Below are 24,669 nucleotides of genomic sequence, written 5' to 3'. Positions count from 1 at the left end.
GGAACAAATTTTGCTGGTCAGAGGCATCCGTAATACGGTCGCCATCTGACTGGCTCAATTTCGATCATCGCCCAAGGCCTGCCTACCCGACATGTCATCCTCCTCGTTCAGCCAATCGTTGCGCCGTATCTGGGCGCTGGACAAGTTCAGCTATGCCATCCGCGTACTCATCGCTCTGACCGGCAGCATGTTGCTGTGCTGGTATCAGGATGAGATGAATCTGCTGATCCCGTTGTTCCTGGGCATTATTGCCAGTGCCCTGGCTGAAACCGACGATAACTGGCAAGGCCGCTTGAATGCCTTGGCGGTGACCCTGGTGTGCTTCACGGTTGCCGCACTGGCAGTGGAGTTGCTGTTCCCCTACCCGCTCATATTTGTCTGCGCCCTGGCATTGGCCAGCTTTGCCCTGACCATGCTCGGCGCTTTGGGTGAACGCTATGGCGCAATTGCCTCGGCCACCCTGATTCTATCGGTCTATACCATGATCGGCGTGGACCAGCGCGGCGGCGAAGTCACCGATTTCTGGCATGAGCCTCTGCTGCTGGTGGCCGGTGCCGCCTGGTACGGCTTTCTTTCCGTGTTGTGGCAGGCGCTGTTTTCCAATCAACCGGTACAGCAAAGCCTGGCGCGGCTGTTCCGGGAACTGGGGCGTTACTTGAAACTCAAGGCCAGCCTGTTCGAACCCATCCGCCAGTTGGACGTGGAAGCGCGGCGCCTGGAACTTGCCCAGCAAAATGGCCGGGTAGTGGCCGCACTCAATGCCGCCAAGGAAGTCATTTTGCACCGGGTCGGCAACGGTCGCCCAGGCTCAAAGGTCAGCCGCTACCTGAAGTTGTATTTTCTCGCTCAGGACATTCATGAGCGAGCCAGCTCATCGCACTACCCTTATAACGCCCTGACCGAAGCGTTCTTCCACAGCGACGTACTGTTCCGCTGTCAGCGCCTGCTGCGCCAACAAGGTGTAGCCTGCCAGCAACTGTCCGAGTCGATCCAGTTACGCCAGCCGTTCACCTACGACACCGGTTTTGCCCAGGCCCTGGAAGACTTGAACGCCTCCCTCGAACACTTGCGTATCCAGAGCAACCCCGCCTGGCGCGGTCTGCTGCGCTCGCTGCGCGCGCTGGCAGCAAACCTGGCAACGCTCGACCGCCTGCTCAGCGATGCAAGTAACCCCGACACCCTGGCCGATGCCAGCGACAGCAGCCTGCTCGACCGTTCGCCGCGAAACTTGGCCGATGTCTGGAATCGCCTGCGTCAGCAACTGACGCCCACCTCGCTATTGTTCCGCCACGCGCTGCGACTGCCACTGGCCTTGTCGATTGGCTATGGCATGGTGCATCTGATTCACCCGACCCAAGGCTACTGGATCATCCTCACAACCTTGTTTGTCTGCCAGCCCAACTACGGTGCAACCCGGCGCAAGCTGGTGCAGCGAATCATGGGCACCGGCATTGGCCTGACCGTTGGCTGGGCGCTGTTCGACCTGTTCCCGAGCCCGATTATCCAGTCGCTGTTCGCGGTTGCAGCAGGCGTGGTGTTCTTCGTCAATCGCACCACCCGCTATACACTGGCCACCGCTGCAATTACCCTGATGGTGCTGTTCTGCTTCAATCAGGTCGGCGATGGCTATGGGCTGTTTCTTCCACGCCTGTTCGATACCCTGGTTGGCAGTCTGATCGCGATCCTCGCGGTATTCCTGTTTCTTCCGGACTGGCAGGGCCGGCGCCTGAACAAAGTGCTGGCCAATACCCTGAGCTGCAACAGCACCTACTTGCGCCAGATCATGCAGCAGTACGCCCAGGGTAAAAGCGACGACCTGGCCTATCGCCTGGCCCGGCGCAACGCCCACAATGCCGATGCGGCACTGTCGACCACCTTGGCCAACATGCTGATGGAGCCTGGGCATTTTCGCAAAGAGGCCGATGTCGGCTTTCGCTTCCTGGTGCTGTCGCATACGCTGCTCAGCTACTTGTCAGGACTGGGTGCGCACCGCGAGACTACATTGCCTGCCGACGTCCACGAACAACTGATCGATGGCGCCGGGGCCAGCCTGGCCAACAGCCTGGATGAAATCGCCGAAGGACTGGCCAGTAAACTGCCTGTGGCGATTCACAGCGATGCCGAAGAGGCGCTGGCCAATGAGCTTGAGCAAATGCCCGAAGAGCTTGAGGAAAACCAGCGACTGGTGCAGACCCAATTGGCGCTGATCTGCCGTCAGTTGGGCCCGCTGCGCACCTTGGCGGCGCACCTGATCAAAGATACGCCGCAGTGATCAGAACCCTGAACGCTTGAGAAGTCGATCGTAGCTGCCATCTGCCCTCATCTCTTTGATGGCTCGATTGAAACCGGCAATGATTTGCTCATGCCGGGGATTTTTCAGACTCACCAATATGTGCAGGGTGTTTTCGCCAAGCGGCTTGTCGACGAACTCGACACTGTCGCGCAGCGAACGGGGCTCGCGTTGCAGCATGTAGCGGGCTACCTGCTCGTCTTCGACCGTCAGCCCCACCCTGCCAGCAGCCAGCATGCGTACCGCAACAGAAAAGTTGCGCACCGGTATCTTCTGCAAACGCGCATCCGTATCGAACGCAGGCGAATAGGCGTAGTCGCGAACAACTGCAATGGGATAGGGGGAAAGGTCACCCAGGGTCTTGAACTTCAGCGGATCGCCCTTACGCTTGAGCAGACGAATACGGTTGGTCAGATAGCTGGTGGAAAACGCGCCGATAAGGGTGCGGCTGTCATTGAACCAAGCATTTACCAACACGTCGTAACGCCCTTCCTCCACCCCCATCAACGCCCGTGCCCAGGGTGCTTGCTCGAACTCGCTGTCGTAGCCGGCGCGGTGCAAAGCGGTGGTGACGATAACTGTCGCCAGACCACCGCCGGGCAAATCAGCGCCGGTAAAAGGTGGCCAGACATCCGCAACCAAGCGCAGCTTTTGCGCATGCGCGGTGTTCAACGCCAACAGCAATCCAAGCAAACCCAAGACTCGAAGCAGTGCTGCCATGCCCAAATCCTTCAGTAAACGCGTCAATACACGTCATTGATTTCAACTGCTTGAGAGATAACGCTGGAAGCGCATCTGCGCAGATTACACAAAGATAAAGCTTCGAGGCAGAGGCAATGATATCAAATGGCCTCTATCTTGAGCCGCGTCATTTCCTGTGTTGAATTATGGCAATTTCACCCTCGTCCTTGCTCTTGCCTTCTGCGATGATCAAGTCAATCAACCGTTCGGGAACCCTCTATGTCCATTGACTGGATCTGCAAACATCACAGCGACCTTGGCAAGGAACAACTTTATGCAATTCTGCAGCTTCGTACCGAAGTCTTTGTAGTCGAGCAAAGGTGTGCCTACCTGGAAGTCGACGGCCAGGATCTGGTAGGTGATACCTGTCACCTGATGGGTTGGCAGAACGATGAGCTCAAAGCCTATCTGCGCCTGCTAGACCCCGAATCCCAGGGTGGCGACGTGGTCATCGGCCGCGTGGTTACCGCGCCCTCGGCGCGAGGCCAGGGGCTGGGCAACAAGCTGCTGGAAGAGGCGCTCGAACGGGCGGAAAAAAACTGGCCCGGTGTGCCCGTCTACCTGTCGGCGCAATCGCACCTGCAGGACTATTACGGGCGCTATGGCTTCCTGGTGGTAGGCGAGGAATACCTCGAAGACGACATTCCCCATATCGGCATGCGCCGCGGCTGAATCGCGGCGGCGGCACATTTTGCAGAAGCGGGCTCGGCCGTTTCTGCAATGCCTGCTCAGGGGTAACCGAGCACTTCTCGAATCTGGCGTAAATGCTGGATGATCCACTCTTTGTCGATCGCTCCCCAATCACGGATCCGGTAATGTCCGGCGTGATTTCGAGCGCCGTCCTGCTGCTCGAACTCGCACACGATATCCAGGTCGGCCAACGCGGCAATCGTGTCCTGGGCGGTGCGTCGCGGCATGCCGGTGGCTTCCATCAAGGCCGGCACACTGCTGGCAGTCTGGCTGTCGATCAACCAGGCAACGTACAAGCGTCGATAGAAGCTGGTCTTGGTCTTGCTCACATCCATTGGCAGGTCCTCGCGGCTCACCCTATGACAGGCAGCTCGCGGTAAGTCAGGTAGACACGCAGGTCGAACTCAAGTTGATGGTAGCCCGGCTGCATGTGTTCGCAGAGCTGGTAAAAGGCTTTGTTGTGCTCGGCTTCTTTCAAGTGAGCCAACTCGTGCACCACGATCATCTTCAGGAACTCCGGCGCCGCGTCCTTGAACAGCGAGGCGATACGGATTTCTTTCTTCGCCTTCAACTTGCCGCCCTGCACGCGTGAAACCGCGGTATGCAGGCCCAGTGCGCGATGGGTCAGGTCCAAGCGGTTGTCGAACAGCACTTTGTCCAGGTTTGGCGCATTTCGCAGGTATTCCTGCTTGAGGCTCTGGGCATAGCTGTACAACGCCTTGTCACTCTGCACGTCATGGCGTTGCGGGTAGCGCTGCTGCAAGTAGTCGCCCAGCCGATTGCTGGCAATCAATTGGCGGACCTGGTCTTGCAGGGCGGGCGGATAGGCTTGCAGGTATTTGAGCGCGTTCATGATTCAGGCAGCAGAGGAGCAAAGCAGCAGTTTACCCAACTACACCTGCTGCCAGTCAAAAAAGCGCGGGAACTCGCTCGCATCGCCTTCGGTCAAGGGATGAGCCAACAGAAAGCCCTGGACGTAATCACAGCCGTTGGCGCGCAGCCAATCAGCCTGCTCCGTTGTCTCGACCCCTTCTGCAACAACAGTGATCCGGTACTCCCGGCATAATTCGATCACACACCGGACCATCGCCGCATCCGTTGTGGAACCTGGCAATGGCGCGATCAGTTGTCGATCGAGCTTGAGCGTATCGATGGGTAGATCGCGCAGCATGCGCAACGAACAGGCATTGGCACCGAAGTCGTCCAGGGCAATCCTCACCCCCAGCGCTTGCAGTTTTTCCAGCTGTTTTACACCATCCTCGAGGTTGTATTGCAGCGAAGTCTCGGCAATTTCCACCTCCAACTGGTGGGGTTGAAGCTCCTGGCCGGCAATTACCCGTGTCAACTCATCAACCAGGTTGGGCATGCTGAACTGCACTTGGCTCAAGCTGATTGCTACCACCAGATCGGCATCGTAACGCTCGTACCAGGCTCGCCGTTGTGCCGCGCCGTTGAGGTATATCCAGCTGGCTAGTCGGGTGATCAGACGAGCTTCTTCAAGCAGCGGAATGAACAAACCCGGCGGCACATCACCGACGCTGGGATGGCGCCAGCGCAGTAACGCCTCAAAACCTCGCAGCCGGCCATCGGCCAGGGCCACCTGGGGCTGGTAGACCAGACTGAATTCCTTGTGTTCGATGGCACCACGCACGCTGTCTTCAAGCATCAGGCGCGAACGTGCGCGACCATTGAGGTCCTTGTCATAGTAGCGATACTGCTGACGACCCGACTGCTTGGCCGCATACATCGCCGCATCGGCAGCGCGAAGAAGCCCATCGAGGCTGCCGCCGCACTCAGGGTAAGTAGCAATCCCGATACTTACCCCAAGCGTAACCTCAAGGCCATCGATCTCTTGGTAGATCGACATCCGTTCGATGAGCTTTTCGGCAAAACGCGCAGCCTGCTCGGGGTATTCCAGCAAATCGAGCAATGCGGTGAATTCATCGCCGCCCATGCGCGCGAGAATCGCACAGGTGCCCAGACAATCCTTCAATTGTCCGGCCACCCAGTTGAGTACGCGATCACCGGCTTCATGCCCCAATGAGTCGTTGATACGTTTGAAACCGTCCAGGTCCAGAAACAACAATGCCTGTGGCCGCTCAGAACGTTCATTGAGCAACAGCGCACTCTCCGCCACCTGATAGAAGCCACGCCGATTGAGCAGGCCGGTCAGCGGATCGGTGATGGCCTGGTACTCGAGTTGTTGATGCAGGTTGCGCACCACGGACATGTCCAGCACCGTGACCACCAGGGCGCGTTGCTCAGTTGGCAACGGCGCACACGACAGCGCCACAGGAATTGGATGTCCGCCCGCAGTACGCAGCACGGCATCATGGATACGCAGGGTTTCGCGCTGCAAAAAAGCCTGATAGAACGCCGAATCGGCCCACAGGGTCGAATCTGGCGACTGGATGAAGTTCAGCAGGCTCATTCCCTCAAGTTGATCGAAGGGTGCATCGAGCAAGAAGGATATGGCCGGGTTGGCAAAACGGATCAAGCCATCATCGGCGACTACCAGAATGCCCTCGGCGGCATTTTCGAGTACCGACGCGTTGAAGGCCCGTTCTGTTTCAAGGTCGTGACTCAAACGCTGCAGCGAACGACGGTTGTGCTGTTGCTCCAGCAAGGCCTGTACCTTAGGCCTGAGTATCTGCGGGTCGAAGGGTTTGAACAGGTAATCCACCGCACCGCTGGCATAGCCCTTGAGTACGGCAGCGTGGGACTGCTCGTTGGCGGTAAGGAAAATGATTGGGGTATGGCGCGTACGTTTGCTTCCGCGCATCAGCCGGGCCACTTCAAAGCCATCCATCCCGGGCATCTGTACGTCCAGCAGCACCAGATCGACATCATGCTCAAGCAGCGCGCTCAATGCTTCCGTTCCGGAGCTTGCGGTAAGTACTTGCCAGTCCTGACGGGCCAGCAGGGCACGCATGCTGATCAGATTTTCAGGATAATCGTCGACGACCAGTAAAACAGAACCGCCATCGGTTGAATGAGGTTGCGCGCAATCCATGCTGCTTCTCTTTTGAAACTGACATCGGATTTCGGCTGAAATCCGAGATTAACTCTAGACCTGACGGGCCTGATTCTGAAGTCATCAGATTGCCATCACCGGTGTAAAGTTCCAGAAGCCGACTAACGGTCTGACTGCTCAGGCCATTAATTACCTATTACTGCCGTGAAAGACACAAAAAACCCGCATTTCTGCGGGTTTTCGTTTACTCGGGGCTCAGTTGACCTTGGCGGCCAGCTCACCCTTGAGGTAACGCTGGAACATGCCTTCCAGAGAGATCGGCTTGATCTTCGAAGCGTTGCCGGCGGTACCGAAGGCTTCGTAACGGGCGATGCAGACATCGCGCATGGCAGTTACGGTGGCGCCGAAGAACTTGCGCGGGTCGAACTCGCTTGGGTTCTGGGCCATCAGGCGACGCATTGCACCTGTAGACGCCAGGCGCAGGTCAGTGTCGATGTTGACCTTGCGAACGCCGTACTTGATGCCTTCAACGATCTCCTCGACTGGCACGCCGTAGGTTTCCTTGATGTCGCCGCCGTACTGGTTGATGATCGCCAACCACTCTTGCGGGACCGAAGAGGAACCGTGCATGACCAGGTGAGTGTTAGGAATGCGCTTGTGGATTTCCTTGATACGGTCGATCGCCAGGACATCACCGGTAGGTGGCTTGGTGAACTTGTAAGCGCCGTGGCTGGTGCCGATGGCGATAGCCAGGGCATCGACCTGGGTCTTCTTGACGAAGTCGGCCGCTTCTTCCGGATCGGTCAGCATCTGGCTGTGATCCAGGATCCCTTCAGCGCCGATACCGTCTTCTTCGCCAGCCATGCCGGTTTCCAGCGAACCCAGGCAACCCAGCTCACCTTCGACCGAAACACCGCAAGCGTGGGCCATGGCCACGGTTTGCTGAGTTACACGAACGTTGTATTCGTAGTCGGTTGGGGTTTTGCCGTCTTCGCCCAGCGAGCCGTCCATCATGACCGAGCTAAAGCCCAGTTGGATCGAACGCTGACAAACGTCAGGGCTGGTACCGTGATCCTGATGCATGCACACCGGAATGTGCGGGAACTCTTCGATGGCAGCCAGGATCAAGTGGCGCAGGAAAGGGGCTCCCGCGTATTTGCGGGCACCGGCCGATGCCTGGACAATTACCGGGGAGTCGGTCTTGTCGGCAGCTTCCATGATGGCGCGCATCTGCTCGAGGTTGTTGACGTTGAAAGCTGGAACGCCGTAGCCGAACTCGGCGGCGTGGTCCAGCATCTGGCGCATACTGATGAGTGCCATTGTGTATCTCTCTCCCGACAAGCGTCGTTTTTCGTGCAAGCCTGCCGCAGTGGCGGTTGCTATTCAAGTAGTGTGGGCCGCGTCATGCGGCCCGGCCAGTCACGGCGCCTTGCAGCCGCGCCCTATCAAATCGTTGGTGGCGACCCAGTAAACCAGGCCTTCGTCACCTTTGTTGTGGAACGCCAGGACGCCATCGCTATACAGCGCACCCGACGCACCCGGCTCGGCGTCCAGCCGATAGACCTGGTCACCGCCACCCAGACGAACGTCCAGGCTCTGCCGACTGCTGTCGGCAAAACGCCAGAGCACTTCGGCCTGACTGTCACACACCCAGCGGGTCCAATTGTCGGTCGGCGCCGGGGCAGAGGTGAAGCTTGAGCATCCGCCCAGAACTGCCAGGGCCATCAGGGCCACGACACCTTTCATGCAATATCCTCTAGCAGACCACAAACTGGCCGGTAGGTTGCCGTCAACCGATCAAGGGCAACCCGGAGCCAGGCGCTGATGTTCGTCGTCATATTTTTCCAGACCATCCGGGCCGAGGCGCTTGTTAATCACCGGCACAGTTTCCGCCTGCCATTGCGATTGATAGCAACCGCCTTTCGGCGCGCCCGGCTTTTCGGCCCCTTGCTCCGGCGTGCTGGAACAGGCGCCCAGCATCCCGACCAGGACAAACATCGGCAGTCGCTTGACCATCAGGTCGCTCCTTTTGCCAGGCGCTGAGCGGATCAGGCCTTGGCCCGTTGTTCCAATACTTCCACTGCTGGCAGGACTTTGCCCTCGACGAACTCGAGGAATGCACCACCACCGGTAGAAATGTAGGAGATTTGCTCGGCAACGCCATATTTATCAATGGCAGCCAAGGTGTCGCCACCACCGGCGATCGAAAACGCGGCGCTGTCAGCGATAGCCTGGGCCAGCACCTTGGTGCCGTTACCGAACTGATCGAACTCGAACACACCGACCGGGCCGTTCCACAAAACAGTCTTGGACGACTTCAGCAGCTCGGCGAAACTGGCCGCTGTTTGCGGGCCGATGTCCAGGATCATGTCGTCTTCGGCAACATCGGCAACCCGCTTGACGGTGGCAACGGCGCTTTCAGCGAACTCCTTGGCGACGACAACGTCCACTGGCAGCGGTACGTTGACCTTGGCAGCGATGGCCTTGGCGGTGTCGATCAAGTCAGGTTCGTACAGCGACTTGCCAACCGGGTGACCCGCGGCTGCCAGGAACGTGTTGGCAATGCCGCCGCCAACGATCAGCAGGTCGCAGATCTGGCTCAGGCTGTTGAGAACGTCGAGCTTGGTCGATACCTTGGAACCGGCAACAATGGCAGCCATCGGCTTGGCCGGGGCTTTCAGGGCCTTGCCCAGGGCTTCCAGCTCGGCCGCCAGCAGTGGGCCTGCGGCAGCGACTTTGGCGAACTTGGCAACGCCGTGGGTCGAACCCTCGGCGCGGTGCGCAGTGCCGAAAGCGTCCATCACGAACACGTCACACAGGGCAGCGTATTTCTGCGCCAGCTCGTCAGCGTTCTTTTTCTCGCCCTTGTTGAAGCGCACGTTTTCGAACAGCACGATGTCGCCAGCCTTGACGTCGACACCGTCCAGGTAGTCGGCAACCAGTGGCACTTCACGGCCCAACGCCTTGCTCAGATACTCAGCAACCGGCTTGAGGCTGTTCTCGGCAGAGAATTCACCTTCGCTCGGACGGCCCAGGTGCGAGCAGACCATCACGGCCGCGCCCTTTTCCAGCGCCAGCTTGATGGTCGGCAGCGAAGCCAGGATACGCGCATCACTCGCAACCACACCGTCCTTTACAGGAACGTTGAGGTCTTCGCGGATCAGTACGCGCTTACCTTGCAGGTCGAGGTCGGTCATCTTCAACACGGTCATGAATGCAGTCCTTCAGGGCTGTTTACAAGTGGAGCGGGTTTGATTGACAACGTGCAGATAGTGTTCTGCAACGTCGAGCATACGGTTGGCAAAACCCCATTCGTTGTCGAACCAGGCCAGCAGGTTCACCAGCCGAGGGCCGGACACGCGGGTCTGGCTGGCATCGACGATGGCCGAATGCGGGTCATGGTTGAAATCACAACTGGCGTGCGGCAGCTCAGTGTAGGCCAGCAGGCCCTTGAGCGGTCCGCTCAGGGCCGCATCACGCAGCACCTGGTTGACCTCGGCCGCGGTCGTGTCGCGGGCGGTCTGCAGGGTTATGTCCAGGCACGACACGTTGACGGTAGGCACACGTACCGCTTTGGCCTGAATTCGTCCGGCAAGTTCCGGCAGCAGACGTTCGATACCTCGCGCCAGCCCCGTGGAGACTGGGATCACCGACTGGAAAGCCGAACGTGTCCGGCGCAAGTCTTCATGGTGATAGGCGTCGATGACCGGCTGATCGTTCATGGCCGAATGGATCGTGGTGATCGACACATACTCAAGGCCAAAAGCCTGGTCCAGCACGCGCAACAGCGGCACGCCGCAGTTGGTGGTACAGGAGGCGTTGGAAACCAGCCGTTCACTGCCATCGAGGCAATCCTGGTTGATGCCGTAGACCACGGTTGCATCGACATCGACTTCACTGGCCATGGGCTGGGAGAACAACACCCGCGGCGCACCTGCTTCGAGGAAGCGCAGGGCATCGGCACGCGTGTTGTAGGCTCCCGAACACTCCAGGACCAGGTCGACATCCAGCGCCGCCCAGTCGATACCTTCCGGGGTAGCACTGCGTAAAACCTTCACGCAGTCGCCATTGATATGCAGACAGTCGCCATCGACCTTCACCTCACCGGGAAAACGCCCGTGGGTGGAGTCGAAGCGTGTCAGGTATTCGATACTGGCCTGATCGGCCAGGTCGTTCAGTGCAACGATCTCGAAGCCCGCCTTCGCCCCTCGTTCAAAGAGCGCGCGTAAAACGCAACGACCAATACGGCCGTAGCCGTTGAGTGCAACTTTGTAAGGACGCGGTTGGGGCATGGGGATGCTCACGGAACAGAACGTTTTCTCGGGTGAGGCCATCGCGGGGCAAGTCCACCCCCACAGCAGAGAGCTGTGGGAGCGGGCTTGCCCCGCGATTAAGCCGACACCGCCAGGATCAGTCTTCCAGCAGCTCTTCAGCAGTACCCAGGATGTTGTCCAGGGTGAAACCAAACGCTTCGAACAAAGCCGGCGCAGGCGCCGATTCGCCGTAGGTGGTCATGCCGATGACGCGGCCTTCAAGACCGACATACTTGTACCAGAAGTCCGCATGGGCAGCTTCGATAGCGATACGCGAACCGACTTGCAGAGGCAGAACCGACTGCTTGTAGGCGGCATCCTGAGCGTCGAACACGCTGGTGCATGGCATCGACACGACGCGAGCCTTGCGGCCTTGCTCAGTCAGCTTGTCGAAAGCCTGAACCGCCAGGCCCACTTCGGAACCGGTGGCGATCAGGATCAGCTCAGGCTCGCCTGCGCAGTCCCTCAGTACATAACCACCGCGGCTGATGTCAGCGATCTGCTGGGCATCACGGTCCTGGTGCTGCAGGTTCTGACGCGAGAAGATCAGCGCCGAAGGGCCGTCCTTGCGTTCCAGAGCGTGCTTCCAGGACACCGCCGATTCGACGGCGTCGGCTGGACGCCAAGTGTCCAGGTTCGGCGTACTGCGCAGGCTGGTCAGTTGCTCGATCGGCTGGTGCGTCGGGCCGTCTTCGCCCAGACCGATAGAGTCGTGGGTGTAGACGTGAATCACACGCTGCTTCATCAACGCCGACATGCGTACTGCGTTGCGGGCATATTCCATGAACATCAGGAAGGTCGCGCCGTAAGGCACCAGGCCGCCGTGCAGGGCAACACCGTTCATGATTGCGGTCATGCCGAACTCGCGCACGCCGTAGAACATGTAGTTGCCACTGGCATCTTCAGCGCTGACACCCTTGCAACCTTTCCACAGGGTCAGGTTGGAGCCGGCCAGGTCTGCCGAGCCACCGAGAAATTCAGGCAACAACGGGCCGAAGGCGTTCAGGGTGTTCTGGCTGGCTTTACGGCTGGCGATGGTTTCGCCTTTGGCGGCGACTTCAGCGATGTAGGCAGCAGCCTTCTCGGAGAAATCAGCCGGCAGCTCGCCACTCAGACGACGCTTGAGCTCGCTGGCCAGCTCAGGGAAGGCGGCCGCGTAGGCAGCGAAGCGCTTGTCCCACTCGGCTTCGACAGCCTTGCCGGCTTCCTTGGCATCCCACTCGGCGTAGATGTTGGCCGGGATTTCGAACGGGCCATGGTTCCAGTTCAGCTCTTTGCGTGCCAGGGCGATTTCATCGTTGCCCAGTGGGGCACCGTGGCAATCTTCCTTGCCTTGCTTGTTTGGCGATCCGAAACCGATGATGGTCTTGCAGCAGATCAAGGTCGGCTGCTCACTCTTGCGAGCGGTGTCGATGGCGGTCTTGATCTCGTCGGCGTCATGGCCGTCGACGTTGCGGATTACCTGCCAGTTGTACGCTTCAAAACGCTTTGGCGTGTCATCGGTGAACCAGCCTTCGACTTCGCCGTCGATGGAGATACCGTTGTCATCGTAGAAAGCGATCAGCTTGCCCAGGCCCAGGGTGCCAGCCAGGGAAGCGACTTCGTGGGAAATACCTTCCATCATGCAACCGTCACCCAGGAATACGTAGGTGTGGTGGTCGACGATGTTATGGTTTGGGCGGTTGAACTGGGCGCCCATGACTTTTTCGGCAAGTGCAAAACCAACAGCGTTGGCCAGACCTTGGCCGAGCGGACCGGTGGTGGTCTCGACGCCTGCGGTATAACCGAATTCCGGGTGACCCGGGGTGCGGCTGTGCAACTGACGGAAGCTCTTCAGGTCGTCAATCGACAGGTCGTAGCCGGTCAGGTGCAGCAGCGAATAGATCAGCATCGAGCCGTGGCCGTTGGACAACACAAAGCGGTCACGGTCAGCGAAATTCGGGTTGCTTGGGCTGTGTTTCAAATAGTCGCGCCAAAGAACCTCAGCGATATCCGCCATGCCCATAGGGGCACCTGGATGGCCGCTGTTGGCCTTTTGCACGGCATCCATGCTAAGGGCACGAATGGCGTTGGCACGTTCACGACGGCTGGGCATCGCTTATCTCCTGGGGCTTGAATTAATTATGAAACGAAAAAAGGCGGCCATTTTCGCCCAGGCACGTGCTCGGGGGCAATGACGGATGGTCGATGCAGCATGATTTTCCTGTGATTGAGACAAGAATCAGGCGTTAATCAGGGCAAACAGCAGGATCCGTCGTACGCGCTGCGACGAATTGACCCGCTCATCACGCAATATCAAAACTTTTTGATATTGCCCTTGCGACGATGCCGCCGCCTGACTAGACTGCGGCCCCATGAACCTTCCTGCGTCGTCGATCCGCCTCGAGCAAAATGACGAACTGGCTGCCTTGTGCAAAGCCAGCGGCGATCCGCTGCGCCTCAATGTACTGCGGGCATTGGCCAGCGATTCCTTCGGCGTACTGGAATTGGCGCAGATATTCGCCATTGGCCAGTCCGGCATCAGCCACCACCTCAAGGTCCTGGCCCAGGCCGGACTGGTAGCGACCCGGCGCGAAGGCAACGCAATTTTCTACCGCCGCGCTCTGCCCGATGCCTTGCGTCTTGGCGGCAAGTTGCATGCGGCACTGCTCGAAGAAGTCGATGCGCTGAGCCTGGCGCAAGAAGTGCAGGATCGCATCGGCCAGGTCCAGCAACGCCGGGCCGTGACCAGCCAGGATTTTTTCCTGCGCACTGAAGAAAAGTTTCGTGCACAGCAAGACCTGATCGCCGGGCTGCCGCAATATCGCGAAAGCCTTTTGGCATTGATCGACAAACTCAGCTTCGCCCATGACGCCAGCGCACTTGAAGTGGGCCCTGGCGATGGCGAATTTTTGCCCGAGCTGGCCCGACGCTTCCATCGGGTCACCGCACTGGACAACAGCCCGACCATGCTCGAGCTGGCACGCCAGGTCTGTCACCGCGAAGGCCTGGTCAATGTGAACCTGCAGTTGGCCGATGCACTCAGTGCAACGGATGTGGAAGCCGACTGCGTAGTGCTGAACATGGTCCTGCACCATTTCAGCGCCCCGGCCGAAGCCCTGCGGCAGTTGGCCAACCGTGTGAAGGCAGGCGGTAGCCTGTTGATAACAGAGTTGTGCAGCCACGACCAAAGCTGGGCCAGAGAGGCCTGTGGCGATATCTGGCTAGGCTTTGAGCAGGACGACCTGGCCCGTTGGGCCAGCGCAGCGGGACTGGCTCCCGGGGACAGCCTATATGTGGGCTTACGTAATGGTTTCCAGATTCAGGTCCGCCACTTTCAGCGACCGACTGGCGACACTCAACATCGGTAAATTTTAGGAACCCGTCGAGATGAGCGAATACTCCCTTTTCACCTCCGAGTCCGTGTCTGAAGGGCATCCGGACAAAATCGCCGACCAGATTTCGGATGCAGTGCTGGACGCCATCATTACCCAGGACAAATACGCACGTGTAGCGTGCGAAACCCTGGTTAAAACGGGTGTTGCGATCATCGCCGGTGAAGTCACCACGTCGGCTTGGGTAGACCTGGAAGATATCGTCCGCAAGGTTATCGTCGACATCGGCTACAACAGCTCCGACGTCGGCTTCGACGGCGCGACCTGCGCGGTCATGAACATCATCGGCAAGCAATCGGTAGACATCGCTCAAGGCGTTGACCGCAGCAAGCCGGAAGACCAGGGCGCTGGCGACCAGGGCCTGATGTTCGGTTATGCCAGCAATGAAACCGACGTGCTGATGCCTGCACCGATCTGCTTCTCCCACCGTCTGGTCGAGCGCCAGGCTGAAGCACGCAAGTCCGGCCTGCTGCCATGGCTGCGCCCGGATGCCAAGTCCCAGGTGACCTGCCGCTATGAAGGCGGCAAAGTCGTCGGCATCGACGCCGTGGTCCTGTCCACCCAGCACAACCCTGAAGTGTCGCAAAAAGACCTGCAGGAAGCGGTCATGGAGCTGATCGTCAAACAGACCCTGCCTGCGGAGTTGTTGCACAAGGACACACAGTTCCACATCAACCCGACTGGCCAGTTCATCATCGGTGGTCCGGTGGGCGACTGTGGCCTGACCGGCCGCAAGATCATTGTCGACTCCTACGGCGGTATGGCCCGTCACGGCGGCGGCGCTTTCTCCGGCAAGGATCCATCCAAGGTTGACCGTTCTGCCGCCTACGCTGGTCGCTACGTGGCCAAGAACATCGTCGCTGCTGGCCTTGCCGAGCGCTGCGAGATCCAGGTGTCCTACGCTATCGGTGTAGCTCAGCCAACCTCCATTTCGCTGAACACCTTCGGCACCGGCAAGATCTCCGACGACAAGATCGTTCAACTGGTGCGTGAGTGCTTCGACCTGCGTCCGTACGCCATCACCACCATGCTCGACCTGTTGCACCCGATGTATCAGGAAACTGCAGCCTACGGCCATTTCGGCCGTACTCCGCAGCAGAAGACAGTGGGTGACGACACCTTCACGACCTTCACCTGGGAACGTACTGACCGCGTTGACAACCTGCGTGCTGCTGCCGGTCTCTAATTAGAAGCCGCAAGCGCTCAGTTGCGAGAGAGCCCCAGCCGAGTGATCGGCTGGGGCTTTTTCATGACATATCGACTGACAAGTGAGGAACGCACCGAACGCGGTGATTGCCTAGGCTGAGGATTCGTTCTCGCCATGCAAGGATGCTGGCCATGTTGCCCAAGCTGCTCGCTGTTCTTTTCGCGCTGTATTTATCCACAACCCAGGCGCAGGAGTGCCCAACGTGGACATCCGAGCGCGCGCGTATTGAAGTGACCCAGTTACGCGAATCCCTGACCAGATGGGATGAACACTACCATCGCTTGGGCATCTCGCTGGTGGCCGACGAAATCTATGACCAGAGCCGTGAATACCTGAAGTACCTGCAAGGTTGTTTCAGTCTGCACGGCGTCGATAATCCGCTCGCCAGCGCTCGTGGTCCGATAGACCATCCCATTGCACACACAGGCGTTGCAAAACTGATTGATGATCAAGCAGTCGCTCGCTGGATGAACGGCAAACAGGACATCTGGATTCAACCCAAGGTAGACGGCGTCGCGGTCACGCTGATCTACCAGCAGGGCCAACTGGTGCAACTGCTCAGCCGTGGCGATGGTCGCCAGGGCCATGACTGGAGCCGACATGTTCCTTACCTCGCCAGCATCACCCGAACCCTACCGCAGCCCCTCGACATCACCCTCCAAGGGGAGCTTTATTGGCGCCTCGACAGCCATGTGCAATCGACTGCTGGAGGAATCGGCGCCCGCGGTACCGTGGCCGGACTGATGGCCCGCAAACAGTTGACCGATGATCTGGGCGCCGGTGTTGGTTTATTCGTCTGGGACTGGCCCGAGGGTCCCGCGACGCAACTTGAGCGCCTGGCCAAGCTGGCCGAGTTGGGTTTTGCCGACAGCCAGCGCTACAGCGTTGCCATCGCAAGCCAGGAAGAAGCCGCCCATTGGCGCCGGCAGTGGTACCAATCGGCGCTGCCGTTTGCCACTGACGGCGTGGTCCTGCGCCAGGACAGTCGACCGCCGGCGCAACGCTGGCAAGCCAAAGCACCCCACTGGATTGCTGCCTGGAAATATCCCTTTCGCCAAGCCTTGGCTGAAGTACGTGATGTGCACTTCAGAATCGGTCGCACTGGCAAGATCACGCCAGTCCTGCAGTTAAAGCCCATCACCCTGGATGATCGGCGTATCACTCAAGTCAATGTCGGCTCGCTGGCTCGATGGCAGTCCGCAGACATCCGCCCCGGCGATCAGGTCGCAATAAGCTTGGCCGGCCTGACCATCCCTCGCTTGGAGCAAGTGGTTCATCGAACTGTTCAGCGGGTGCCAGTCTTGTCACCGGCCAGTGAGCAGTTTCACCCGTTGAGCTGCTGGCAGCCCAGCCACGACTGCGAGGAACAATTCATCGCTCGGCTTACCTGGTTAAGCGGTAAGCATGGGCTGGATATGCCGCACGTGGGCGTCGCGACATGGCGCAAACTGGTAGAGGCAGGACTGGTAAACAACCTTGCCGACTGGCTGGCCCTGACCCACGCACAATTGCATCCGCTACCGGGGCTAAGTACGGCTAGCGCAGCACGACTGCTGCAAGGGGTTGGACATGCACGCGCACGCCCTTTCCATCAATGGTTGCGCGCCTTGGGAGTACCGGCAACGCTAAACGTCGAGCTGAATACTGACTGGTCCTCACTGACCGCGAGAACTTCCAGCCAGTGGTCCGCCATGCCCGGCATCGGGTCAACGCGCGCCGAGCAGTTGCAGGCATTTTTCAATCACCCTCAGGTGCAGGCGCTGGCTGCGCAATTGGTGGCGCAGGGTATCGAAGGATTTCACCGCGCACAGTAAAAGTGCCGAGCTGAAAATTGTAGGAATTTTCTTTTCGTGCCATCGAATTGCCCACCAAGGGTTCCTTAATTCAGGAAATCAGGGCAGGATTTCCCCAACTTTTTTCTGCCATGCCCCGAATGGAGGCGCTCATGAAATTTTTTTCCAACCTCGTCCTGTTGACCGCTATTGGCTTCGGCGCAACTTCGCTGCAGGCCGCCGAGTCAACTGAAGCACTGACTGGTTGCGCGGCTAAAAAGGCCGATATCCAACAACAAATTGATAAAGCCGTTAACCCTTATCAAAAAGCCGGCCTTGAAAAAGCCCTGAGTGAGGTTAACGAGCATTGCACTGATAGCAGCCTACGCAAAGAACGCGAACAGAAAGTCCTCGACGCCCGCCACGAAGTGACGCAGCGCACCAAGGACCTGGACAAGGCCATGAAAAAGGGTGACGCCGAGAAGATCAACAAGCGCAAGGACAAGCTCGCCGAATCCAAGAAAGAACTGCAAGAAGCGCTGGATCAACTCGAGAAGTAGGTTTTTTTCGCGAGGCTTGCCCCCTGCCACAGGGCTAGCTGAACTGTCTCTGAGAGTGGACTCGCCTCGCGCTGGCCGTATTCAATGGTTACGAAATTCGGTGTGACAGGCTTTGCACGCTGCCTCAACCTTGTCCGTCGGCGCCGCCAGGTCGGCAGCCTTCAGTGGCTGGGTTCGGGTGACGGCAACCAGTTCACCGGTAGCTGTTTCCAACTGACGGGCCAAGTCCTGGAAACGCGCCTGTTTTTCCCAGACCTCTGCTCGAGCGCTGGTTTCATCGTCTTCGCGAACCTGCGGAAAATGCTTCCACGGTTCACGGGACAAGTTATCAAGCTTGACCGCACCATCGGCGAACTTCTGCCCGTCAAAGGGCAGTCGTCCTCGCAACATGCCGCCCAGGTCTTCACTGGTCTTGAGCATCTGTTTGAAAATGGTCTTGCGCTGGCCCAATGGCGAGTTGGGATCAACACCGCCGCAGGCGGTCAGAGTCAGGCAGGCCAGCAATACAACAGAGAGTCGCTTGAGCATCATGGTAACGTCGGCTCACGGGAAAAAAGGCGGCCAGTATCCTCGCCTCGTCGCCAAAGACCAATACCCTTATTAAATCTACGGTTTGCCCAGGCAGCTGAACCCCAGGCAAACCGCCAAGGAAACCCTGTTTATGAAATTTTCCCTGCGCCATCTGGGATTGGCGTTCTCGGCACTGGCGCTGCTCGCCGGTTGCAACGGCGGCGGTCCGGAGAAACCCAAACCGCACGCGCTTGCCACTTACGTCAGCGGCACTTGGAAAGACCTGCCACAAGTAAGCGACAGCGATCTGCTGGCGGGCTTCGAAGCCTGGCGCAGTGCCTGCGAGCGCCTCAAGCGCGACGCCATCTGGGCCAACACCTGTAGTGCCGCAGCAAACGTACCGAGCGACAGCAGCCAGGTCCGCAGCTTTCTCCAATCGCAGTTGGATGTCTACAGCATGCGCTCAGGTGAAAACAGTGCCAACGGCCTAATCACCGGTTACTACGAGCCGGTCTACCCCGGCAGCCTGACTCGGACCGACAGCGCACACGTGCCCGTTTACGGCGTGCCGGACGACATGATCGTGGTGGCGCTGGACAGCGTCTACCCGGAACTCAAGGGCAAGCGCCTGCGTGGCCGCCTGGATGGCCGGACACTCAAGCCCTATGACACTGCCGAAGTTATCAATCAACAAGGTGTGCCTGCGCCGGTCCTGGCCTGGCTGACCGACCCCATGGACTTGCAGTTCCTGCAGATCCAGGGCTCCGGGCGGATCCAGCTCGACAGCGGTCGACAGTTGCGGGTCGGTTACGCCGACCAGAACGGCCACCCCTATCGTCCGGTGGGCCGCTGGCTGGTCGAGCAGGGTCAGCTGAAAAAAGATGACGTGACCATGGGCAGCATTCACGCCTGGGCACAGGCTAACCCGACGCGTGTGCCGGAACTGCTGGCGAGCAACCCCAGCTACGTATTCTTCAGTGGCCGCCCAGACAGCAATGAAGGTCCGCGAGGCTCGCTGAACGTGCCGCTGACTGCAGGTTACAGCGTGGCGATTGACCGCAAGGTCATTCCTTTGGGCAGCTTGCTGTGGCTATCGACCACCCGCCCCGACGGTGCCCCAGTGGTTCGACCGGTTGCCGCCCAGGATACCGGTGGCGCGATCACCGGCGAAGTACGCGCCGACCTGTTCTGGGGCACAGGCGCCGAAGCAGGCGAGCTTGCTGGCAACATGAAGCAGCAGGGACAGATCTGGCTGCTTTGGCCCAAAGGCACACCCTTGCCAGAGGTGCCAAAGGCTCTCTAGGCGGACACCACGAAGAACGACACGATCAGTCCCACGCCAACGAACCAGACCAACGAGCGAACTGCGGCCCAGTCAGCCAGGTAGCAGATGATGTAAAGCAGGCGACTGGTGATATACAGCACAGCCAGCACATCCTGGGTGACCTGCTCAGCATTGCCGACAATGTCGGCAATGATGACCGCTGCAGCAAAGGCAGGGAACGCCTCAAAGCTGTTCAACTGCGCGGCATGGGCGCGCCGCGGCAAGCCTTCGAGCTTGTCGAGAAAAGCACGCGGGTCGTGGTTCTGGCGCAGATTGAATCGCCCACTGCTGAATTTGGCGATGCTGGTACACAGAATCGGCAGGAACAACGCAATCAGTACACACCAAAGAGCTACGGTCATGGCAAAGTCCTTGTCGATTGGACGGTCAGAATTTCATGATCAGCATGCCGATCAATACCAAAGCACAAGCTAAGAGCCTGGGGCCGCCGAAAGGTTCTTTGAGATAGCGCATTCCAAACAGCACCACCAGTATTACGCTGACCTCACGCAATGCCGCCGCCTCGGCCACCGAACCCAACTGCATTGCCCAGAGCACCAGGGCGTAGCTCAACAGCACGCACAACCCCACCGCCAGGCCCAACCGCCACTGCAAGCGCCAGAACAGAATGAAAGGCGCGCGCCGAGCGACGCTGGCCAACAACGGAAAGGGCCAGGCACTGAGCAGTGTCAACCAGACAAGATAGTCCAACGGCTGCGACCAGAGGCGGATCGCCTGGCCGTCGAACCAGGTGTAGCAGCCAATGCACAAGCCGATCAACGCCACCACAGGCAACATCGACCAGGGCAAGCGCTCACCGCCACCGCCCTGCCACAGCAGGCAAGCCATGCCACACGGAATCAGCATGATGCCAATGATCTGCTGATTGCTTAACGTTTCGCCAGCGAACGTCAGTGTCAGCGCCAATACCACCAACGGTGATAGGCCACGCATCAGCGGATAGACCAGCCCCAGGTCCCCCGCCCGATACGCCTGAATCAACAAGAAACGATAGAACTGCTCGAACAGGGCAGAAGCCAGCAGCCATGGCCAGACTTCGGCAGGCGGGTACTGCACGAAAGCGACCATCACCAGTGCAAACACCAATGCCACGGCATCCATGCTGGCGATGACCAGCAAGCGCTCGCCGCTGAATTTGATCAAGGTGTTCCAGGTTGCATGCAGCAGTGCGGCAACCAGAACCAGAGAAGTGGCTAACACGCGAAAGTCCTTGGCAGTGCAGGTCGGGTCATCAATGGCCAGCCGCTATATAAGCACTTAGCTCAGCCCCACGTCGCGCATTATTGCGTACTGGAGAAACGAAATGCGTCGATCGTGGTCAACGCATGCAAGCAAAAAACTGTGTCCCCAAACCATCGAAAAACCATCAAAAGGATGCCCGATGGGATCGGGTACCGAATCAAAGCCACTACAGGACCCGGAATGCTTGAGCTTGTCGCTGCGTTTATCTGTTTGACCACCCTGCTTACTTACCTCAACTACCGCTTCATTGGCCTGCCACCGACCATCGGCGTCATGGTCACTGCACTGTTCTTCTCCCTATTGCTGCAAGGCTTGAGCGTCATTGGCTACCCGGGACTGGAAGATCGCGTACAGGGCCTGATGAGCCAGATCGACTTCAACGATTTGCTGATGCACTGGATGTTGTCGTTTCTGCTGTTTGCCGGAGCCCTGCACGTAAACCTCGCCGACCTGCGCAGCTATCGCTGGCCAATTGGCCTGCTGGCGACCGTTGGGGTACTGATCGCGACCGTGGTTATCGGTTACCTGGCCCATTGGATCTTCGCCCTGTTCGGCTGGCACGTGAGCCTGCTCTACTGCTTGCTGTTCGGCGCGCTGATTTCGCCTACCGACCCGATTGCCGTGCTCGGTGCCCTGCGTACCGCTAACGCGTCCAAACCGCTGAAAACCACCATCGTTGGCGAGTCGCTGTTCAACGACGGTACCGCAGTCGTGGTGTTCACCGTGCTGCTGGGAATCGCGCAACTGGGTGAGACGCCGACGGTAACCGACACCGCGATCCTCTTTGCTCGCGAAGCAATCGGCGGGGCACTGTTTGGTGGCCTGGTCGGCTATATCACCTACCGCATGATCAAAAGCATCGAGCAGTACCAGGTTGAAGTCATGCTCACCCTGGCGTTGGTCATCGGCGGTTCGGCGATGGCCTATGAGCTGCATGTTTCAGCTCCGATCGCGATGGTGGTGGCGGGTTTGATCATCGGCAACCTGGGCCGCAACCTGGCGATGAACGACATGACCCGACGCTACCTGGACGGTTTCTGGGAACTGATCGACGACATGCTCAATGCCCTGTTGTTCGCCTTGATTGGCCTGGAACTGTTGCTGCTACCGTTCTCGTGGATGCACCTGGCAGCGGCCGGGGTTCTGGCCGTGGCCATCCTTCTGTCGCGCTTGCTGACAGTGGCACCTGCGATAGTCTTGCTGCGGCGCTGGCGCAGCGTGCCACGCGGCACCGTCCGGGTCCTGACCTGGGGTGGTTTGCGCGGTGGTGTATCGGTAGCCCTGGCCCTGTCGCTGCCGCCAGGCACCGAACGTGACTTGCTGCTGAGCATCACCTACATCGTGGTGCTGTCGTCGATCCTGCTACAGGGCTTGACGATTGGTCGCGTGGTGCGCGGGGTTACCGAGCAGCCTTGACGGCCGTTACGCGGCAAGCCCACGCCCTGGGTATCAATGGGCGCGGGCTTGCGCGGCGATGCTGTGTTACTCCACAGCGGTGTCCGGGAACTGATCCTGGACGTACTTGATCTCGGTCCGTCCATGAGCTGCCGGGAGTCCATCTTCACCAAGGTTGACGAAGACCATCTTGTCCACCGTCAGGATGCTCTTGCGGGTGATCTTGTTACGCACTTCGCACTTGAGGGTGATTGAGGTACGGCCAAACTCGGTTGCCGTGATACCCAGCTCAATGATGTCGCCCTGGCGCGAAGCGCTGACGAAGTTGATTTCCGAAATGTACTTGGTCACCACACGCTGGTTGCCCAATTGCACGATCGCGTAGATCGCCGCTTCCTCATCGATCCAGCGCAGCAAGCTGCCGCCGAACAAGGTGCCGTTAGGGTTGAGGTCTTCGGGCTTGACCCATTTGCGGGTGTGAAAATTCATATCTACTCCTGACCGTCTTGCCAATCGATGCCGCTAATGATGGCAGAGCCTTCCGTGATCCTCCATTTAACATCGACTATGGTCTCGATTAATCGACAGAAAACCTTGGGCAGATGCCACGACGCAGCTATAATCGCCGACGCTTCAAAACGGTCATCTGCACTTGATACCGTTCCCGCCACCTGTCCGAGGGGCGCTGCAGCAGGTTCAACCTGTCAGGCTCGGATAGGGCGTTGTCTGGCCAGGCTTGCCTGCAGGCACTAAACGCACAACGGCGCCCATTCGCACATTACGAATGGAGGCTCTTCATGAGCGCTGTAATTACGCCTGCCGGTTTTACCGATTTCAAAGTCGCTGACATCTCCCTGGCTGCCTGGGGCCGTCGCGAAACCATCATCGCCGAATCGGAAATGCCTGCACTGATGGGCCTGCGCCGCAAGTACCTTGAAGAGCAACCGCTCAAAGGTGCCAAGATCCTCGGCTGCATCCACATGACCATTCAGACTGCCGTGCTGATCGAAACCCTGGTTGCCCTGGGTGCCGAAGTACGCTGGTCGTCCTGCAACATTTTCTCCACCCAGGACCAGGCCGCTGCCTCTATCGCCGCTGCCGGCATTCCTGTGTTCGCCTGGAAAGGCGAGACCGAAGAAGAGTACGAGTGGTGCCTGGAGCAAACCATCCTCAAGGACGGCGCCCCATGGGACGCCAACATGATCCTCGACGACGGTGGTGACCTGACCGAACTGCTGCACAAGAAATACCCAGCCGTGCTCGAGCGCGTTCATGGCGTCACCGAAGAAACCACCACTGGCGTACATCGCCTGCTGGACATGCTGGCCAAGGGCGAGCTGAAAATCCCGGCCATCAACGTCAACGACTCGGTCACCAAGAGCAAGAACGACAACAAGTACGGCTGCCGTCACAGCCTCAACGACGCCATCAAGCGCGGCACCGACCACCTGCTGTCGGGCAAGCAAGCCCTGGTAATCGGCTACGGTGACGTGGGCAAGGGCTCGGCGCAGTCGCTGCGTCAGGAAGGCATGATCGTCAAGGTCACCGAAGTCGACCCGATCTGCGCCATGCAAGCCTGCATGGACGGCTTCGAGCTGGTCTCGCCATTCATCGACGGTATCAACAACGGTACTGAAGCAAGCATCGACAAAGCGCTGCTGGGCAAGATCGACCTGATCGTGACCACCACCGGCAACGTCAATGTTTGCGATGCGAACATGCTCAAGGCCCTGAAAAAGCGTGCCGTGGTGTGCAACATCGGCCACTTCGACAACGAGATCGACACCGCTTTCATGCGCAAGAACTGGGCATGGGAAGAGGTCAAGCCTCAGGTCCACAAGATCCACCGTACCGGCGCTGGCGATTTCGACCCGCAAAACGATGACTACCTGATCCTGCTGGCTGAAGGCCGCCTGGTAAACCTGGGTAACGCCACCGGCCACCCAAGCCGCATCATGGATGGCTCGTTCGCCAACCAGGTACTGGCGCAGATCTTCCTGTTCGGCCAGAAGTACGCTGACCTGTCGCCAGTTCAGAAAGCCGAGCGCCTCACGGTTGAAGTACTGCCGAAGAAGCTGGATGAAGAAGTGGCCCTGGAAATGGTCCGCGGCTTCGGCGGCGTAGTGACCCAACTGACCCCTCAGCAAGCCGAATACATCGGCGTGACTGTCGAAGGTCCGTTCAAGCCAAACGCCTATCGCTACTAAAGCCGATGGCGGCAAGCTTCAAGGGGTAAGCAGGCGCGGCTCGCGCTGC

The 24,669-nt window shown here is 58.9% G+C and carries 23 protein-coding genes and 1 riboswitch; of the genes, 9 read left to right on the top strand and 14 right to left on the bottom strand.

Features of this window, described 5'->3' with window-relative positions; all coding sequences use genetic code 11:
* Positions 1-91: 91 nt before the first annotated feature.
* Positions 92-2,272 (top strand): YccS family putative transporter, encoded by a 2,181-nt coding sequence (gene yccS, locus V0R60_RS15450; protein ID WP_330080392.1) that lies wholly within the window; start codon positions 92-94, stop codon positions 2,270-2,272.
* On the opposite strand, the gene V0R60_RS15445 is transcribed toward yccS, so the two are convergent.
* Positions 2,273-3,010, bottom strand: coding sequence for a substrate-binding periplasmic protein (locus tag V0R60_RS15445; protein WP_136478463.1), 738 nt, complete (start codon positions 3,008-3,010; stop codon positions 2,273-2,275). It abuts the gene before it with no gap.
* Between the two features lie 240 nt (positions 3,011-3,250).
* Here V0R60_RS15445 and V0R60_RS15440 point away from each other — a divergent pair, with 240 nt between their 5' ends.
* A complete protein-coding gene (locus V0R60_RS15440) occupies positions 3,251-3,703 on the top strand; it encodes a GNAT family N-acetyltransferase (RefSeq protein ID WP_330080393.1) in 453 nt (150 codons plus the stop codon).
* A 56-nt stretch (positions 3,704-3,759) separates the two neighbouring features.
* Here V0R60_RS15440 and V0R60_RS15435 read toward each other — a convergent pair whose 3' ends face one another.
* From V0R60_RS15435 to tkt, 9 genes are all read right to left on the bottom strand, one after another.
* Complete coding sequence (locus V0R60_RS15435) at positions 3,760-4,056, bottom strand: winged helix-turn-helix domain-containing protein (RefSeq protein WP_330080394.1); 297 nt, start codon at positions 4,054-4,056, stop codon at positions 3,760-3,762.
* A gap of 17 nt (positions 4,057-4,073) precedes the next feature.
* A complete protein-coding gene (locus V0R60_RS15430; RefSeq protein WP_330080395.1) occupies positions 4,074-4,574 on the bottom strand; it encodes a M48 metallopeptidase family protein in 501 nt (166 codons plus the stop codon).
* Between the two features lie 39 nt (positions 4,575-4,613).
* On the bottom strand, positions 4,614-6,734 hold the full coding sequence (locus V0R60_RS15425) for a putative bifunctional diguanylate cyclase/phosphodiesterase (protein WP_330080396.1): 2,121 nt from the start codon (positions 6,732-6,734) through the stop codon (positions 4,614-4,616).
* A 216-nt stretch (positions 6,735-6,950) separates the two neighbouring features.
* Positions 6,951-8,015 (bottom strand): class II fructose-bisphosphate aldolase, encoded by a 1,065-nt coding sequence (fba, locus tag V0R60_RS15420; RefSeq protein WP_045182031.1) that lies wholly within the window; start codon positions 8,013-8,015, stop codon positions 6,951-6,953.
* Between the two features lie 99 nt (positions 8,016-8,114).
* Positions 8,115-8,441, bottom strand: coding sequence for an MliC family protein (locus V0R60_RS15415; protein WP_136478468.1), 327 nt, complete (start codon positions 8,439-8,441; stop codon positions 8,115-8,117).
* A 51-nt stretch (positions 8,442-8,492) separates the two neighbouring features.
* A complete protein-coding gene (locus V0R60_RS15410) occupies positions 8,493-8,711 on the bottom strand; it encodes a hypothetical protein (protein WP_136478469.1) in 219 nt (72 codons plus the stop codon).
* Positions 8,712-8,743: 32 nt separating this feature from the next.
* Complete coding sequence (locus V0R60_RS15405; RefSeq protein WP_330080397.1) at positions 8,744-9,907, bottom strand: phosphoglycerate kinase; 1,164 nt, start codon at positions 9,905-9,907, stop codon at positions 8,744-8,746.
* A 12-nt stretch (positions 9,908-9,919) separates the two neighbouring features.
* Entirely contained in the window at positions 9,920-10,987 is a 1,068-nt protein-coding gene (gene epd / locus V0R60_RS15400) for an erythrose-4-phosphate dehydrogenase (protein WP_136478471.1), read from the bottom strand.
* Positions 10,988-11,105: 118 nt separating this feature from the next.
* Positions 11,106-13,103, bottom strand: a complete 1,998-nt coding sequence (gene tkt / locus V0R60_RS15395; RefSeq protein ID WP_136478472.1) for a transketolase — start codon at positions 13,101-13,103, stop codon at positions 11,106-11,108.
* A gap of 259 nt (positions 13,104-13,362) precedes the next feature.
* Between tkt and V0R60_RS15390 the strand changes: the two genes are divergently transcribed.
* The 4 genes from V0R60_RS15390 (at position 13,363) to V0R60_RS15375 (ending at position 17,921) form a co-directional block, all read left to right on the top strand.
* A complete protein-coding gene (locus V0R60_RS15390) occupies positions 13,363-14,358 on the top strand; it encodes an ArsR/SmtB family transcription factor (protein WP_330080398.1) in 996 nt (331 codons plus the stop codon).
* Positions 14,359-14,377: 19 nt separating this feature from the next.
* A complete protein-coding gene (gene metK, locus V0R60_RS15385; protein WP_136478474.1) occupies positions 14,378-15,568 on the top strand; it encodes a methionine adenosyltransferase in 1,191 nt (396 codons plus the stop codon).
* Positions 15,569-15,723: 155 nt separating this feature from the next.
* Positions 15,724-17,403: an NAD-dependent DNA ligase LigB gene (gene ligB, locus V0R60_RS15380; RefSeq protein WP_330080427.1), complete on the top strand. Its 1,680-nt coding sequence runs from the start codon at positions 15,724-15,726 to the stop codon at positions 17,401-17,403.
* A 131-nt stretch (positions 17,404-17,534) separates the two neighbouring features.
* Entirely contained in the window at positions 17,535-17,921 is a 387-nt protein-coding gene (locus V0R60_RS15375) for a DUF1090 domain-containing protein (RefSeq protein WP_136479044.1), read from the top strand.
* An 81-nt stretch (positions 17,922-18,002) separates the two neighbouring features.
* On the opposite strand, the gene V0R60_RS15370 is transcribed toward V0R60_RS15375, so the two are convergent.
* The gene (locus tag V0R60_RS15370; RefSeq protein WP_330080399.1) at positions 18,003-18,452 is read right to left on the bottom strand and encodes a c-type cytochrome; all 450 of its coding nucleotides are present in this window, start codon (positions 18,450-18,452) and stop codon (positions 18,003-18,005) included.
* A 130-nt stretch (positions 18,453-18,582) separates the two neighbouring features.
* Here V0R60_RS15370 and mltA point away from each other — a divergent pair, with 130 nt between their 5' ends.
* Complete coding sequence (gene mltA / locus V0R60_RS15365) at positions 18,583-19,734, top strand: murein transglycosylase A (protein ID WP_330080400.1); 1,152 nt, start codon at positions 18,583-18,585, stop codon at positions 19,732-19,734.
* Here mltA and V0R60_RS15360 read toward each other — a convergent pair.
* Complete coding sequence (locus tag V0R60_RS15360; RefSeq protein ID WP_136478477.1) at positions 19,731-20,117, bottom strand: MAPEG family protein; 387 nt, start codon at positions 20,115-20,117, stop codon at positions 19,731-19,733. The two genes, mltA and V0R60_RS15360, sit on opposite strands and share 4 nt — an antisense overlap.
* 25 nt (positions 20,118-20,142) lie before the next feature.
* Positions 20,143-20,976: an EamA family transporter gene (locus V0R60_RS15355; protein WP_136478478.1), complete on the bottom strand. Its 834-nt coding sequence runs from the start codon at positions 20,974-20,976 to the stop codon at positions 20,143-20,145.
* Between the two features lie 222 nt (positions 20,977-21,198).
* On the opposite strand from V0R60_RS15355, the gene V0R60_RS15350 reads away from it, so the two are divergent.
* A complete protein-coding gene (locus V0R60_RS15350; RefSeq protein WP_136478479.1) occupies positions 21,199-22,434 on the top strand; it encodes a cation:proton antiporter in 1,236 nt (411 codons plus the stop codon).
* A 66-nt stretch (positions 22,435-22,500) separates the two neighbouring features.
* Here V0R60_RS15350 and V0R60_RS15345 read toward each other — a convergent pair whose 3' ends face one another.
* A complete protein-coding gene (locus V0R60_RS15345) occupies positions 22,501-22,902 on the bottom strand; it encodes an acyl-CoA thioesterase (RefSeq protein WP_136478480.1) in 402 nt (133 codons plus the stop codon).
* A gap of 182 nt (positions 22,903-23,084) precedes the next feature.
* Positions 23,085-23,189, top strand: a riboswitch (S-adenosyl-L-homocysteine riboswitch).
* Between the two features lie 21 nt (positions 23,190-23,210).
* Here V0R60_RS15345 and ahcY point away from each other — a divergent pair.
* Complete coding sequence (gene ahcY, locus V0R60_RS15340; protein WP_330080401.1) at positions 23,211-24,620, top strand: adenosylhomocysteinase; 1,410 nt, start codon at positions 23,211-23,213, stop codon at positions 24,618-24,620.
* The last annotated feature ends 49 nt before the right edge of the window (positions 24,621-24,669 follow it).

It is taken from the genome of Pseudomonas auratipiscis (assembly GCF_036324085.1).
Classification (GTDB): Bacteria; Pseudomonadota; Gammaproteobacteria; order Pseudomonadales; family Pseudomonadaceae; genus Aquipseudomonas; species Aquipseudomonas auratipiscis.
This window is presented reverse-complemented; position numbering and strand designations above follow the sequence as displayed.